Genomic DNA, 14,240 nt, shown 5'->3' with positions numbered 1-14,240 from the left:
GGGTCCGGTAGACTATACCGGACCCTTTTTTTAAGCGTAGGTTTTATGCGTAGGTTTTGATAATTTCCAGTACGCCATTAATAATAAACTGCACGCCCATACACACCAGCAAAAAGCCCATCAGACGGGAAATCGCTTCAATGCCCCCTTTGCCGACCAGACGCATAATTCCGCCTGAACTGCGCAGGCAGCCCCACAGAATGACCCCGATCACCGCAAAAATGATCGGTGGAGCGACCATAATAACCCAGTCCGGAAACTCAGAGCCTTGACGTACGGTCGAGGCCGAACTGATGATCATCGCAATGGTACCCGGACCGGCAGTACTGGGCATTGCCAGCGGCACGAAGGCAATATTGGCCGTCGGTTCGTCTACAAGTTCTTCTGACTTACTTCTCGCTTCCGGAGAGTCGTGCGCCTTCTGCTGCGGGAACAGCATCCGAAAGCCGATAAACGCAACGATTAACCCACCCGCAATACGCAATCCGGGAATCGAAATCCCGAAGGTATTCATCACCACCTGCCCGGCATAGTACGCCACCATCATGATGGCAAACACGTAGACAGACGCCATTAATGACTGACGGTTACGCTCTGCGCTGTTCATATTGCCGGCAAGGCCGAGGAACAACGCCACGGTGGTTAACGGGTTCGCCAACGGTAACAGGACAACCAGTCCCAGACCTATGGCCTTAAACAAATCCATCATAATTCATCTTTCCTGTGCGTTAATCGTCAACGGCAAGTATACGGTGAAAACACCCGTTTAAGCCATTTTCGCGATGTAAGGATTCATTTTTCTCCTCTACGCATAAGCCTGTGAAATCAAAATATTGAAACGAACGTACGGTTAGCCAGGTGCTGACGTTTTAGCAAAACGTGGCATTTGCCGACCCATTCATTTGACTTATATTTGCCTAAGCAATAATATCAGCCGTGACTAACTACTTGCCAGGGCAACCATTGTGAAAAACACCAGTGATCTGTTCAACGAAATCATCCCACTGGGCCGTTTGATCTATATGGTTAATCAGAAAAAAGATCGTTTGCTAAACGACTACCTGTCACCGCTGGATATCACGGCATCGCAGTTTAAGGTGCTTTGCTCCATCCGCTGCGCGGTGTGCATCACCCCTGTTGAATTGAAAAAAGTGCTGTCTGTCGATCTTGGTGCGCTGACGCGTATGCTCGACAGACTGGCCTGTAAAGGCTGGATTGAAAGACTTCCTAATCCACATGACAAACGCGGCGTGCTGGTGAAACTCACCGAGCATGGCGCGACAATTTGTGAGCAGTGCCATCAATTAGTCGGGCAAGACCTGCACCAGGAACTAACAAAAAACTTAACGGCGGACGAAGTGGCAACACTTGAGCATTTGCTTAAGAAAATCCTGCCGTAAACAGAAAGAGGTATGACGATGTCCAGACGCAATACTGACACAATCACTATTCATAGCATTTTGGACTGGATCGAGAATAACCTTGAATCACCGCTGTCACTGGAAAAGGTGTCAGAGCGTTCAGGTTACTCCAAATGGCACCTGCAACGGATGTTTAAAAAAGAAACCGGCCATTCATTAGGTCAATACATCCGCAGCCGCAAAATGACTGAAATAGCGCAAAAATTAAAAGAAAGTAACGAACCGATCCTCTACCTGGCGGAGCGTTATGGCTTTGAGTCTCAGCAGACGCTGACCCGGACCTTCAAAAACTATTTTGATGTGCCACCCCATAAGTACCGTATGACAAATATGCACGGCGAATCCCGGTATTTGCATCCGCTGAATCAATGTAACTGCTAATCGCCTGATAAAGACGTAACCGAGGAAATCATGAAACTTCTGTCATCTGCAATGCTGGCCCTGCTGCTTATTGTTTCGGGCCAGAGCATGGCGGAACAAACCGCGCAGCCCATAACACCCAATAATCGCGACGCAATAATTATGCCTCCTACGCAGGAGCAGTCCCCGTTTGATTTTAATCATATGGGTGCCGGCAGCGACAAGTCCGACGAACTGGGTGTGCCTTATTACAACATGCGCAGTTTATAAGTCATGATGCCCCGCCACGGCGGGGCTACTGTTATCCCCTCGCCTGAGCGGTCCTGCGCAAACGAAAACCAAACACGTTGATGTACAGCCCCGCCATAATCAACAGCGCGCCGATAAGTTGCAGCCCACTTAGCGTTTCATCCAGTAACACTGCCGCACTCGCCAGCCCAACCACTGGCACGAGTAAAGACAGCGGGGCCACGCGCCAGGTCTCATAGCGTCCCAGCAACGTACCCCATATGCCGTATCCCACAATCGTCGCCACAAATGCCAGATAGACCAGTGAGAGAATAGTCGTCATATCAATAGCAATAAGGCTGTGTACGATGAGACCTGGGCCATCAAGGACGAGCGATGCCAGAAAGAACGGTAAAATAGGGATCAAGGCACTCCACACCACCAGCGACATCACTGGCGGGCGGGATTCATGTTGCATAATTTTCTTGTTGAAGATATTGCCGCAGGCCCAACTCAGCGCTGCCGCCAGCGTCAGCATAAAGCCGAGTATCGTCACGTGCTGTCCATTCAGGCTGGCTTCGATCAACACCAGCACGCCAAACACTGCCAGCGCGATGCCGACCCGTTGCTTGCCCTGTAAACGCTCACCAAAAGCGAATGCGCCCAGCACAATGGTGAAAAATGCCTGCGCCTGCAATACCAGTGACGCCAGTCCAGCGGGCATGCCAAATTTTATGGCGCTGAACAGAAACGCGAACTGGCCAAAGCTGATGGTCAGGCCATAACCGAGCAGCAATGAGAGAGGGATTTTCGGGCGGGCAACAAAGAAAATAGCCGGAAATGCCACCAGTAGGAAACGTAGCCCTGCCAGCATCAGCGGCGGCATATTGTGCAGGCCCACTTTGATGACGACAAAATTTAGCCCCCATACCACCACGACCAGTAGTGCTAACAACCCGTCTTTACGTGACATTCACCCGCCCCTGAAATTATTAAATTTTTGTAAACAAGTTAAAGTAGCGGAAATCGTTGCCGGGTAACAGATCATTAATACAGGTAGGTATAACTGGGCATTTTCAGACAACTTTTTGAGTGTACATCACACTTTTGCCGTGCTATTTCTGTCTGAAATTTAATAAAAACATAACAACATGCATTGTCGGGCAAGAAAATGAATACCACTCTGAGAAGATCCACCCTCGCTTTACTCGCCTCCTCACTATTACTGACGATTGGGCGGGGTGCCACGCTCCCGTTTATGACCATCTATCTCAACCGACAGTACGGCCTGAGCGTCGATCTGATTGGTTACGCCATGACGGTCGCCCTGACTATTGGCGTTATCTTCAGCCTGGGCTTCGGTATTCTGGCCGATAAGTTCGATAAAAAACGCTATATGCTGCTGGCGATTACCGGTTTTGCATCTGGCTTTATCGCGATCCCTCTGGTGCATAATGTTATCGTAGTGGTGTTGCTTTTTGCCCTGATCAACTGCGCCTACTCCGTCTTTGCCACCGTGCTGAAAGCCTGGTTTGCCGATAACCTCTCTGCCACCAACAAGACCAAAATTTTCTCACTTAACTATACAGTACTCAACATTGGCTGGACCGTGGGTCCGCCGCTCGGCACGCTGCTGGTGATGCAAAGTATCAACCTGCCGTTCTGGCTGGCAGCGCTTTGCTCAGCCTTCCCGTTGGTATTTATCCAGACGTGGGTGAAACGTTCAGAAGTGCCATCCGAGGGACTGAACGTATCCGTCTGGTCCCCCTCGGTACTGCTGCGCGATAAAGCGTTATGCTGGTTTACCCTGTCAGCGTTTTTGGCCTCGTTTGTGGGCGGCGCATTTGCGTCCTGTATTTCTCAGTACGTGATGGTGGTTGCTGACGGTGATTTCGCAGAAAAAGTGGTGGCCGTGGTCCTGCCCGTCAACGCGGCAATGGTGGTTACATTGCAATATGTCGTCGGGCGCCGTCTTTCCAGCGCCAACATCCGCCCGTTAATGGCCGGCGGAACATTATTCTTTGTGCTGGGATTAGTGGGTTTTATTTTTTCCGGCAACAGTCTGCTAATGTGGGGCATTTCTGCAGCGTTTTTTACCATCGGCGAAATCATTTACGCACCGGGCGAATATATGCTTATCGACAACATTGCCCCCGCGGGGATGAAAGCGAGCTATTTCTCCGCCCAGTCACTGGGCTGGCTTGGCGCGGCATTTAACCCGTTAGTCAGCGGCGTTATTCTGACGACCCTGCCGTCATGGTCGCTGTTTGTGGTGCTGATGATTGCCATCATTCTGGCCTGGGCGCTGATGCTAAAAGGCATGCGAGCTAAACCCTGGGGCCAGCCTGTAGTCTGTTAATTTCTCTGGCGACAGAGCATGTGCTGCCCTGTCGTTTTTTCAGAAAACCCCGATATATTTTCCCTGCTCCGCATATTTTGACATCCTTATTTATTTTTCTCTGCCAATAACGCGATAACTTTACTATTCAGACGAAATAATCCCCCTGGTTCAATCTTTGTTTAAGATTAAATTGCTAGTATAGTCCTTAACGAGGTGAAATTAAGGTAAGAGAGGAAACTCACAAATAAAGGAGCATAAACAATGCTGGGTAATATGAATGTTTTTATGGCCGTTCTGGGAATTATTTTATTTTCTGGTTTTCTGGCCGCCTACTTTAGCCACAGATGGGATGATTGATGAACGACGATAGTCCTGCACCGAACCGGCCCCTTGTAGCATCACTGCTCAAGGGGCCATTTTTTTGTCCTGAATGCCGACTACCTGAACGACAGGTAAAAAAAACCGCCGGATAAACCAGCGGTAAATGCTTGCATGGATAGATTTGTGTTTTGCTTTATACGCTATCAGGCAATTCCCTGCACAGATAGCGAATAGTCACCCAACATAGCATCGACAACCCCAATGAACGTTAAACGAAACCAAATCATCTCAACAAGACTCATTGTTCAGACCAGCGTCGTTATCCGCTCTTTGGCACCCACCCGTGTGATCTGCTCATGTTCATCCATAAACATGCAGCGATTCCTGCCAGTCTGCTTCCCTTCATACATGGCTCGGTCAGCACGCCCGAGAGCCGTGTCCAGCGTTTCGCCCTGACGAACTCGTGTGATCCCGGCCGTTACCGTAATATCAATCTCCCCCTGCGGGTAAGGGATCTTTTTTTGTTCAATGAGATGACACAGGCGCAAGCCCGCGAGAGATGCCTGCTCATCCGTTTTTGTTCTGATCAGAATGATGAACTCTTCGCCACCGTAGCGATACGCGATCTCATCATAACGAGTCCATGACAATAAATTTGATGCCAGATTGCGCAGTACGACGTCACCAACCAGATGGCCGTAGGTATCATTGACGTATTTAAAACGGTCGATATCCAGCAATAATAAATATAAATTAAGCGGTTGCGCGTCAAGTAACTGCTGGTCAAAAGACTCATCCAGCATTCTTCGACCAGGTAAACCGGTTAATACATCGATATTACTGCGGATAGTCAGTAAATGTATTTTATAATCCATCACCGCCGACGTAAAAGCCAGAAGCGCATCCTGAAAACTGTCGAAATGCCATGACTGACTGCGTTCTTCTACTATTACCGATAGCAAGTCCTTACCTAATAAATGCATTTTTTCATGGGCCGCATTTATCTTACTCAAATAACTATAATCTGCGTCATCCTTGACCAGACGCGGGGTAAGCCACTGTCCGAATTGACAGGCACAGTGCGAATTCTTACCTGAAATATCCGCCTGAGTGACATCAGATAACACCACGCAGTGAAACATTTTGACTAGCCATTTATAGTGCGCATCAATCGAGTGATTCAACTCCATCAAGATTGAATCTATTTCTGCCGTTTCTCTCATCATCACGAATCCTTTCCCTGTGTGAGTATTGCTGATAGACAATAGTTTAGCGGCTATAAAGAAAATTTATGTAAATTTATTAATAGTAATTAATATGCCGCAGTCTCGGCCACCGATAATACGGTCAGATTGTAAGCTGACCGTATTATCCCGGCTACTGTTCTAATCCCCGGTTGCGCAGCATTGCATTAATTCCTGGTTCACGCCCACGCCATGCGGGATACAGACCATGCAAATCAGCACTATTACCGCGCGAGAGGATTGCCTCACGAAAATACTGGCCGTTTTCACGGGTTAATCCACCGTTTTCGACAAACCACTGATAGCCATCGTCGGCCAACATTTGCGTCCATAAATAGGCGTAATATCCCGCGGCATAGCCACCACCAAAAATATGAGCAAAATAAGTGCTGCGATAACGCGGCGGCACAGCAGAAATATTCAGCCCTTCCGCAGTCAGCGCACACTGCTCAAACTCCGCTACTGACAATATCCTCTCGCCGTTTTCCAACGTGTGCCAGTGCATATCCAGTAATGCGGCACTGAGCAACTCGGTCATATCGTAGCCCTTGTTAAACAAGCTGGCCTGCTGCATCTTATCCTGCAGCGATTCTGGCATTCTTTCCCCGGTTTCAACATGGCGCGCGTAGCGGGCAAAGACCAGTGGATGACTCGCCCAGTGTTCATTAATTTGCGAAGGAAATTCAACGAAATCACGCGGGGTATTGGTTCCTGAGAGTGTGGCATAACGTTGACTGGCAAACAGGCCGTGCAGCGTGTGTCCAAACTCATGGAACAGCGTAATGACGTCATCCCACAGCAGCAAAGCGCGCTGACCCTGGGCAGGTTTTTGGTAGTTACAGACGTTGTAAATCACCGGTCTGGTTTCGTTAAGCATCGATTGCTCAACAAAATTCCCCATCCATGCGCCACCGCTTTTTGATTCCCGGGCAAAGAAATCACCGTAGAACAACGCCAGCCCCGTGCCGTCGTGGTCAAAAATTTCCCATACCCGTACATCCGGGTGATATACAGGGATGTCGAAACGATCGATAAACGTAATGCCATAGAGCTGGTTTGCCGTCCAGAACACACCATCGTTCAGCACCGTATCTAACGCAAAATAGGGTTTCAGCTGTGCCTCATCAAGAGCATATTTTTCACGGCGAACCTGTTCGGCATAATAGGCCCAGTCCCAGGCCTGCACGCTAAAATCGCCCTGCTCTTTATCTATGGCATTTTGGATTTCAGCCAGTTCATCATGGACTCTCCGACGCGCAGCCGGAACGATAGCGCGCATAAAAGTGAGCGCTGCTTCCGACGTTTTTGCCATTTGGTCGGCAATTTTCCACGCTGCATAATGAGCAAAACCAAGTAACTTCGCCTGCTGCATTCGGATTTCCGCCAGCCGCTGAACGATGGTGCGCGTATCGTTGGCATCATTATTTTCAGCCCGCGTCCATGCACGGGTAAACAGCGTCTCACGGGTCTGCCTGTCATGTAACGCGGCAAGCGCAGGCTGTTGTGTCGTGTTCAACAGCGGGATAACCCAATGGTCCTGAAGCCCTTTCTCCCTGGCAATTGCAGCCGCCATGGCTTTCTCTTCCGGGCTTAATCCATCCAGTTGATGGACATTATCCACCACCAGGGCACCTGATTTATTCGCCGCCAGCAGGCGCTGATTGAACTGGCTTGTCAGCGTGGCTGATTCGGTGTTCAGCAATTTGAGACGCGCTTTGTCTTCTTCATTCAATTGGGCACCAGCCAGTACAAAACGCTGATAGACGACCTCCAACAACCGTAAGGACTCTGCATCCAGTCCTAACACGGCACGCTGTCGCCAGACGGCCTCTACGCGCGCAAAAAGTGCCGCGTTAAGATAAATATCATTCGCCAGCGCCGCCAGCTCAGCGGAAAACGCTTCATCAAGACGCTCTAATTCATCGTTGGTATGCGCTGCCGTCATGGCAAAGAACACGCTGGTGACGCGCGTTAACAGTGCACCGCTCTGCTCAAGTGCCAGCAGCGTATTAGCAAAATTTGCGGGCTGTGAATTTTGCACAATGGCGTCGATTTCGGCACGCTTTTTCCGAACACCTTCGTCAAACGCGGGACGGTAATGATGCACGTCTATGCGATCAAATGGCGGAGCCTGATAAGGCAAAGTGCTTTGACGTAAAAAAGGATTCGTTAACGACATCTTTCACTCCTGAAAACGATTTATTGACGTGGTATGGTAATAGCACATAAAAAGCGTTGAGGAACAGTGAGATGATCGTTTTAGTAACCGGAGCAACCGCAGGTTTTGGTGAGTGCATTACGCGTCGTTTTATTGAGAATGGGCATAAAGTTATTGCCACCGGACGCCGCCATGAGCGTCTGCAAGAGCTGAAAGACGAGCTGGGCGATAACCTGTATACCGCACAACTTGACGTACGTAACCGTGCCGCAATTGAAGAGATGCTGGCCGCCCTACCAGCCGAATGGCGCAACATAGATATTCTGGTCAACAACGCCGGTCTGGCGCTGGGTCTTGAACCGGCCCATAAGGCTAACGTTGACGACTGGGAAACCATGATCGACACCAACAACAAAGGGTTGATTTATATGACCCGTGCCGTACTGCCGGGTATGGTCGAACGTAATCGTGGTCATATTATCAATATCGGTTCAACCGCCGGTAGCTGGCCCTATGCCGGAGGTAACGTGTATGGCGCAACAAAAGCGTTTGTTCGCCAGTTTAGCCTGAACTTACGTACCGACCTGCATGGCACTGCCGTGCGCGTGACCGATATTGAACCGGGCCTGGTTGGCGGTACGGAGTTCTCTAACGTGCGTTTCAAAGGCGACGATGATAAAGCCGTCAAAGCCTACGAAAACACCACCGCGCTGACGCCGGAAGATGTCACTGAAGCCGTGTGGTGGGTGGCGTCATTACCTGCGCATGTCAACATTAACACCCTTGAAATGATGCCTGTTGCACAGTCTTTTGCAGGCTTGAGCGTCCACCGGGGTTAATTTTTATACCCGGCCTTGTGCCGGGTATAGATACCACCGAATAAGTGATAAAGTATTCGGGTTAACTCTCTAAAAAGTAAGAATGAATGACCGTAGAAACGCAACTCAACCCTACACAGCCGGTAAATCAGCAGATTTATCGTATTCTTCGTCGCGACATCGTGCAGTGTCTGATTGCGCCCGGTACGCCGCTTTCGGAGAAAGAGGTTTCCGTCCGCTTTAATGTATCACGCCAGCCAGTACGCGAAGCATTCATCAAACTGGCTGAGAACGGCCTGATTCAGATCCGTCCTCAGCGTGGCAGTTACGTGAACAAGATTTCGCTGTCGCAGGTGCAAAATGGGTGTTTTGTTCGCCAGGCAATTGAATGCGCGGTTGCCCGTCGCGCCGCGTCGATGATCACTGACAACCAGTGTTATCAGCTCGAGCAGAATCTGCATCAGCAGCGCATCGCTATTGATCGTAAACAGCTTAACGATTTTTTCCTGCTGGACGATGAGTTTCATCAGAAGCTGGCGTTAATAGCGGATTGTCAGCTCGCCTGGGACACAGTGGAAAACATCAAGGCAACCATCGATCGCGTTCGCTATATGAGCCTCGATCACGTCTCCCCGCCGGAAATGCTCCTGCGTCAGCATCACGACATTTTTGCCGCGCTGGAAAAGCATGACAGCGATGCCGTTGAGCGCGCGATGATGTTGCACCTGCAGGAAATCGGTGAATCTGTTCAGCTGATTCGTCAGGAAAATAGCGACTGGTTTAGCGAAGATTAATCACTCCCTCACCTCGTTCCGGGGTGAGTTTATGCATCCCTTTATCTCCCCCTCTGAACCGCCAAAAAAAAGCTGTGATTTTGATCGAAAACAAAAAAATTCTTTAACGAGAAGCGTATTTATATTGCGCCCGTTACGTGGGTCTAAAAGCCCACGGGCTTTGACGGTAAGTTGGAGAGGAGAAACCACCATGAAAACATACGATCGTAACCGTAACGCAATCACCACCGGCAGCCGCGTCATGATCAGTGACACTGGCATTACTGGCCGCATCAAGGCTATTGATTCCGATGGCCTGACCGCAGAGCAAATTCGCCGCGGGAAAACAGTGGAAATCGAGGGTTGTGAAGGTAAATACGCCCCTCTGGAATTGATTCGTCTGGGTATGAACTGATTGGTGTGAGTGCCAGAAAATAACGCGCCATCTGGCTGGAGTATAAGCCGGATGGCGACATCAACGTTTTACGTCGTTACTTCAATTTCGCGGCATACTTCGCCACCGTCACCTTCGCCCCTTCCGCCAGTAAGGCCAGATACGCTTCGGTAACTCGGGTTCTGAACAACTCAACCTGCGGCAGCTCACGACCAAAGATAGCATCGATTGCCAGCAGCGCCTGAACACGTTCTTCGCCCTCTTTACTGCTCTGCACCGCATTCTGGATAACCGGCAGTAACGGATCGCTAATCTCAATCGCGTCGCCCTTTTCATCCACGCCACCTACGTAGCGCATCCAACCCGCCACACCCAGCGCCAGCAGGTCGAAACGGCTGCCGTGCACAAGATGCCAGCGTACGGAATCGAGCATACGCTGCGGAAGTTTTTGGCTGCCGTCCATCGCTATCTGCCAGGTACGGTGACGCAGTGCCGGGTTGCTGTAACGTTCAATCAAACGATCGGCATACTGCTGTAAATCAACGCCTTTCACTTTCAGCGTCGGGGCCTGCTCCTGCAACATCAGCGCACGGGCGGTAACACGATAATTGTCGTCCCCCATACAGTCGTTAATGTGTTGGTATCCCGCCAGATAGCCGAGATAGGCGAGGAAAGAGTGGCTACCGTTAAGCATACGCAGCTTCATCTCTTCGAACGGGATAACATCGGCCACCAGCTCAGCTCCTGCTTTTTCCCATTGTGGACGACCGGCAACAAAGTTGTCTTCAATTACCCACTGACGGAACGGTTCACACGCCACGCCCGCCGGATCGCGCACGCCGGTAAGCTGTTCAATTTTATCCAGCGTATCGGGCGTTACGGCAGGAACAATACGGTCAACCATGGTCGACGGGAACGTCACATGCTGTTCGATCCAGTCTGCCAGCCCGGCGTCCACCGCACGCGCGTACGCAGTAACCACGTTACGCATGACATGACCGTTTTCAGGCATGTTATCGCAGGACATCACGGTAAATGCGGCCAGACCGGCAGCTTTGCGGCGAGCAAGCGCTTCAACAATGACGCCCGGCGCAGATTTGGGCTGATGCGGATTTTGCAGATCGGCGGCGATCAGCGGGTTTTCCAGCATCAGTTGTCCAGTTGCCGGGGAGTGGCAGTATCCTTTCTCGGTAATAGTGAGAGAAACGATAGCCACCTGCGGTTCGCACAGGGCGGCAAAAACAGCCTCAAGACCATCAACCTGCGCATGCAGCGCGTTTTTGACAACGCCAACCACTCTCGCCGTCCAGGCATCGGCCGACATTTCCGCGACGGTATACAGATTATCCTGCTGTTTCAGGTCGGCAATCTGCTGCTCGCCGCCGATCAGGTTAACTTCGCAATATCCCCAGTCACTGTTGTGCTCGGCCGCCAGGATATCCGCGTAAACGCCCTGATGCGCACGGTGAAACGCACCAAACCCCAGATGAACAATACGTGGGACCAGTTTGCTACGATCGTAGTCAGGAAGTGCAGCCTTAGCTGCCAAGAGTTTGTTTTGCATGGTATGACCTACTTATCAATGAAATCAGGACTGTCTCAGAGTAACGCCTGTATGGTTGTATGTTTTGATTTGCATTAAACTTTTTACTATTGGTATGACATCATTTGAAGTTATGTGACAGCATGGCCGAATTCCCGACCATGCTGATTAGCGCATCACCTGACCTGAGTCGCACCGGCACGGATCTTCTCGGTTTTACTCACCTCAGCCGCATCTTCCAGAACACTCAGGTCACGATCTTTAACTTCAGGCATCAGGAGTGCTGAAACTAAACCGATCAGTGAGTAGATAATGACCATTACTAAAATAGGCCACCAGGACTGGGTCATGTTACAGAAAATACCGGCTAACACGGGACCAAAACCAACGGCCACTAATCCGCCAGCCTCTTTTGAAATGGCCATGCGCGTAAATCGATTACGAGCACCGAACATTTCAGCCATGGTGATATTTTCGAGGGCAAATAACCCCAATACGGCAAAGTTATGGATAACAATCAGCGCGGTCATGATGACGCCAGGACTATACGAATTATCAACCACAATAGACAGCATTGGATAAGCCAGAATGATGGCTGATATATTCAGGATGATATAAGGCAAACGACGACCGTATTTATCAGACAACCATCCCAGAAGCGGTATAGTAATAAATCCAATAACCGAACTTATCATCAACGCATCGGTGGGTATTGATTTATTAAATAACAACGTCTGTACCAAATAACCAGCAAGGAAGGTCTGAATTAAACCTGAGTTACCCGCCTGACCAAAGCGTAATCCGGTTGCCAACCAGAAAGATTTACTGCTGAACATCGCACCCAGCGAACTCTCTGAAGGGTCATTCAATGCAGGTGCATTTTCCCCATCATTTACTTTCTCAAATACCGGGCTTTCTTTGAGATTCATACGTAACCAGATGGCGAAAATCATCACCACCACACTAGCCAGGAACGGAATACGCCAGCCCCAGGCTAACAACTCTTCGCGTTCAAGCGCGAAGAACATCACCGCCCAGATGGCCGTGGCGCTGAGCGTCCCGCAGTTTGTTCCCATCGCAACAAGGGAGGAAATAATGCCGCGTTTTCCTTTTGGCGCATACTCTGCAAGCATGGTTCCCGCGCCAGAAATTTCAGCACCGGCACCCAATCCCTGCACAATACGCAGCGTCACCAGCAACACTGGCGCAAAGATACCAATCTGCGCATAGGTCGGCAGCACGCCAATTAGCGTGGTACAAATCCCCATCATGGTAATGGTAATGAACAGCACCTTTTTACGCCCGATGCTGTCCCCCATCTTTCCAAATATAAATGCCCCAACGATACGAGCAATATAACCAGCTCCGTACGTGCCCATCGCTAAAATGAGCGCCATGGCGGCTGATTGTTCCGGGAAAAATATCTCATGGAATACCAGTGCGGCACCCAAAGAATATAACTGAAAATCCATAAATTCGAGAGCCGTACCTAACCATCCTGAAACGGCGGCTCTCACCAGATCTTTCGTTGATCTTTCGTGTTTTTCTTGATTCATATTGGCTATCTCTAAGAGGTAAGATGCGTACCACTTACTCGCAGTAATTAATATTATTCAGCGAATGTGAGTAAAACTTTGCAGCAGTGCCGCTGGTCTTTCTCAAACAATTCGATTGCGTCTGTAACGTGGTGATAGTCAAAAGTGTGGGTAATCAATTTATTCGGGTCGATAAGCCCTTTAACCAGCCAATCAATAACCACCGGGAATTTATTCGCGTTTAACCGTGATGAATAAATGGAAAGTTCTTTCCCGGTAATGCCCTGCTGTACAATTTGGCAAGGTTCGCTGGAGAATCCCATCAACACAATCCGTGCCGCCGGCGACGCCAGCGTAATAGCCTCCTGTAAAATAGATGGATGACAAGCTGCATCCACGATGATTGTGGGTTTTAACCCTTTTTCAGCCAGAAAATCCTGTAGCGATTGCTGACCATTATTTATGGTCCAGTCAGCACCACACTGTTTAGCCATTGCCAGACGTTCTTCAATCCTGTCGGCAATCACCACCGTTTTTACGTTATAAACACGTTTAAGTGCCTGAACGGTCGTCAGCCCCATCGGCCCCGCACCGTAAATCAGCGCAATGTCGTTTTCTGTGGGTTTAACTTGTCCGGTCACGTTTGCCGCAATAGTAAAAGGCTCAACCATAACGGCATGCTCATCTTTCACTGAGTCCGGGATCGGCCAGGCATTTTTTGCCGGTACAACAGCAAATTCACTGAAACCGCCATCACGATGGACGCCCAGCACCACCAACGACGTGCAGACGTTCGGTTTACCTATTGAGCAGGGGTAACAGTGTCCACAGCTGATCACGGGATCAACAGATACTCGCTCGCCTAAACGCGAACGATCAACACCCTCGCCTACCGCATCAATAATGCCAAAAAACTCGTGGCCGATGACGCGTGGATATTTTGCGAAGGGATTATGCCCACGATAGATATGACTATCGGAGCCACAAATTCCTGCCAGCTTAATCTTGACCCTGACTTCGCCCGACGCTGGAGTAGGAATTGCTCTTTCTTCAATCACCAGCGTATTCGCTTTTTCAATCACAATACTTTTCATAGCAAACCAC

15 protein-coding genes are annotated in these 14,240 nt (G+C 49.8%); 8 read left to right on the top strand and 7 right to left on the bottom strand.

Annotation, left to right across the window (positions count from 1 at the left end; genetic code table 11):
* Window positions 1-43: 43 nt before the first annotated feature.
* Window positions 44-709 (bottom strand): MarC family NAAT transporter, encoded by a 666-nt coding sequence (locus FDW95_RS10955; RefSeq protein WP_096757080.1) that lies wholly within the window; start codon window positions 707-709, stop codon window positions 44-46.
* 256 nt (window positions 710-965) lie between these two features.
* On the opposite strand from FDW95_RS10955, the gene marR reads away from it, so the two are divergent.
* From marR to marB, 3 genes are read left to right on the top strand one after another with little or no spacing between them, the layout of a single operon-like run.
* Entirely contained in the window at window positions 966-1,400 is a 435-nt protein-coding gene (marR, locus tag FDW95_RS10950; RefSeq protein WP_096757081.1) for a multiple antibiotic resistance transcriptional regulator MarR, read from the top strand.
* A gap of 18 nt (window positions 1,401-1,418) precedes the next feature.
* On the top strand, window positions 1,419-1,802 hold the full coding sequence (marA, locus tag FDW95_RS10945; protein ID WP_138140554.1) for an MDR efflux pump AcrAB transcriptional activator MarA: 384 nt from the start codon (window positions 1,419-1,421) through the stop codon (window positions 1,800-1,802).
* 30 nt (window positions 1,803-1,832) lie between these two features.
* Window positions 1,833-2,051: a multiple antibiotic resistance protein MarB gene (marB, locus tag FDW95_RS10940; protein ID WP_115258522.1), complete on the top strand. Its 219-nt coding sequence runs from the start codon at window positions 1,833-1,835 to the stop codon at window positions 2,049-2,051.
* 31 nt (window positions 2,052-2,082) lie between these two features.
* Here the strand turns inward: marB and eamA are convergent, their stop codons facing one another.
* On the bottom strand, window positions 2,083-2,982 hold the full coding sequence (gene eamA / locus FDW95_RS10935) for an O-acetylserine/cysteine exporter (RefSeq protein WP_115258523.1): 900 nt from the start codon (window positions 2,980-2,982) through the stop codon (window positions 2,083-2,085).
* Between the two features lie 198 nt (window positions 2,983-3,180).
* On the opposite strand from eamA, the gene ydeE reads away from it, so the two are divergent.
* Both ydeE and mgtS read left to right on the top strand, forming a co-directional pair.
* Window positions 3,181-4,368: an efflux MFS transporter YdeE gene (ydeE, locus tag FDW95_RS10930; RefSeq protein WP_115258524.1), complete on the top strand. Its 1,188-nt coding sequence runs from the start codon at window positions 3,181-3,183 to the stop codon at window positions 4,366-4,368.
* A 243-nt stretch (window positions 4,369-4,611) separates the two neighbouring features.
* Window positions 4,612-4,707 carry a protein MgtS gene (mgtS, locus tag FDW95_RS10925; protein ID WP_096757085.1) on the top strand — a complete coding sequence of 32 codons (96 nt, stop codon included), beginning with the start codon at window positions 4,612-4,614 and terminating at the stop codon, window positions 4,705-4,707.
* Window positions 4,708-4,976: 269 nt separating this feature from the next.
* Here mgtS and FDW95_RS10920 read toward each other — a convergent pair whose 3' ends face one another.
* Entirely contained in the window at window positions 4,977-5,897 is a 921-nt protein-coding gene (locus tag FDW95_RS10920; RefSeq protein ID WP_115258525.1) for a diguanylate cyclase, read from the bottom strand.
* A gap of 151 nt (window positions 5,898-6,048) precedes the next feature.
* A complete protein-coding gene (dcp, locus tag FDW95_RS10915) occupies window positions 6,049-8,094 on the bottom strand; it encodes a peptidyl-dipeptidase Dcp (RefSeq protein ID WP_115258526.1) in 2,046 nt (681 codons plus the stop codon).
* Between the two features lie 71 nt (window positions 8,095-8,165).
* Between dcp and ydfG the strand changes: the two genes are divergently transcribed.
* The 3 genes from ydfG (at window position 8,166) to ydfZ (ending at window position 10,079) form a co-directional block, all read left to right on the top strand.
* On the top strand, window positions 8,166-8,912 hold the full coding sequence (gene ydfG / locus FDW95_RS10910) for a bifunctional NADP-dependent 3-hydroxy acid dehydrogenase/3-hydroxypropionate dehydrogenase YdfG (protein WP_096757088.1): 747 nt from the start codon (window positions 8,166-8,168) through the stop codon (window positions 8,910-8,912).
* A gap of 86 nt (window positions 8,913-8,998) precedes the next feature.
* Window positions 8,999-9,685, top strand: coding sequence for a GntR family transcriptional regulator (locus tag FDW95_RS10905; protein WP_115258527.1), 687 nt, complete (start codon window positions 8,999-9,001; stop codon window positions 9,683-9,685).
* Window positions 9,686-9,875: 190 nt separating this feature from the next.
* A complete protein-coding gene (ydfZ, locus tag FDW95_RS10900) occupies window positions 9,876-10,079 on the top strand; it encodes a putative selenium delivery protein YdfZ (protein ID WP_096757090.1) in 204 nt (67 codons plus the stop codon).
* A gap of 76 nt (window positions 10,080-10,155) precedes the next feature.
* Here the strand turns inward: ydfZ and FDW95_RS10895 are convergent, their stop codons facing one another.
* The 3 genes from FDW95_RS10895 to FDW95_RS10885 form a co-directional block, all read right to left on the bottom strand.
* Window positions 10,156-11,622, bottom strand: coding sequence for a mannitol dehydrogenase family protein (locus tag FDW95_RS10895; protein ID WP_115258528.1), 1,467 nt, complete (start codon window positions 11,620-11,622; stop codon window positions 10,156-10,158).
* 155 nt (window positions 11,623-11,777) lie between these two features.
* Entirely contained in the window at window positions 11,778-13,157 is a 1,380-nt protein-coding gene (locus FDW95_RS10890; protein WP_115258529.1) for an MFS transporter, read from the bottom strand.
* Between the two features lie 53 nt (window positions 13,158-13,210).
* Window positions 13,211-14,230 (bottom strand): Zn-dependent oxidoreductase, encoded by a 1,020-nt coding sequence (locus FDW95_RS10885; protein ID WP_115258530.1) that lies wholly within the window; start codon window positions 14,228-14,230, stop codon window positions 13,211-13,213.
* Window positions 14,231-14,240: the final 10 nt, after the last annotated feature.

Source organism: Citrobacter sp. wls718 (genome assembly GCF_005280945.1).
In the GTDB taxonomy this organism is placed as follows: Bacteria; Pseudomonadota; Gammaproteobacteria; order Enterobacterales; family Enterobacteriaceae; genus Citrobacter; species Citrobacter gillenii.
This window is presented reverse-complemented; position numbering and strand designations above follow the sequence as displayed.

Bases quoted from the DNA above. Each gene is read 5' to 3' on its own strand.
- FDW95_RS10920 (WP_115258525.1), bottom strand. From the start codon at position 5,897: ATGATGAGAGAAACGGCAGAAATAGATTCAATCTTGATGGAGTTGAAT.
- ydfZ (WP_096757090.1), top strand. From the start codon at position 9,876: ATGAAAACATACGATCGTAACCGTAACGCAATCACCACCGGCAGCCGC.
- FDW95_RS10905 (WP_115258527.1), top strand. From the start codon at position 8,999: ATGACCGTAGAAACGCAACTCAACCCTACACAGCCGGTAAATCAGCAG.
- FDW95_RS10885 (WP_115258530.1), bottom strand. From the start codon at position 14,230: ATGAAAAGTATTGTGATTGAAAAAGCGAATACGCTGGTGATTGAAGAA.
- dcp (WP_115258526.1), bottom strand. From the start codon at position 8,094: ATGTCGTTAACGAATCCTTTTTTACGTCAAAGCACTTTGCCTTATCAG.
- FDW95_RS10955 (WP_096757080.1), bottom strand. From the start codon at position 709: ATGATGGATTTGTTTAAGGCCATAGGTCTGGGACTGGTTGTCCTGTTA.
- mgtS (WP_096757085.1), top strand. From the start codon at position 4,612: ATGCTGGGTAATATGAATGTTTTTATGGCCGTTCTGGGAATTATTTTA.
- marA (WP_138140554.1), top strand. From the start codon at position 1,419: ATGTCCAGACGCAATACTGACACAATCACTATTCATAGCATTTTGGAC.
- FDW95_RS10895 (WP_115258528.1), bottom strand. From the start codon at position 11,622: ATGCAAAACAAACTCTTGGCAGCTAAGGCTGCACTTCCTGACTACGAT.
- ydeE (WP_115258524.1), top strand. From the start codon at position 3,181: ATGAATACCACTCTGAGAAGATCCACCCTCGCTTTACTCGCCTCCTCA.
- eamA (WP_115258523.1), bottom strand. From the start codon at position 2,982: ATGTCACGTAAAGACGGGTTGTTAGCACTACTGGTCGTGGTGGTATGG.
- FDW95_RS10890 (WP_115258529.1), bottom strand. From the start codon at position 13,157: ATGAATCAAGAAAAACACGAAAGATCAACGAAAGATCTGGTGAGAGCC.
- marB (WP_115258522.1), top strand. From the start codon at position 1,833: ATGAAACTTCTGTCATCTGCAATGCTGGCCCTGCTGCTTATTGTTTCG.
- ydfG (WP_096757088.1), top strand. From the start codon at position 8,166: ATGATCGTTTTAGTAACCGGAGCAACCGCAGGTTTTGGTGAGTGCATT.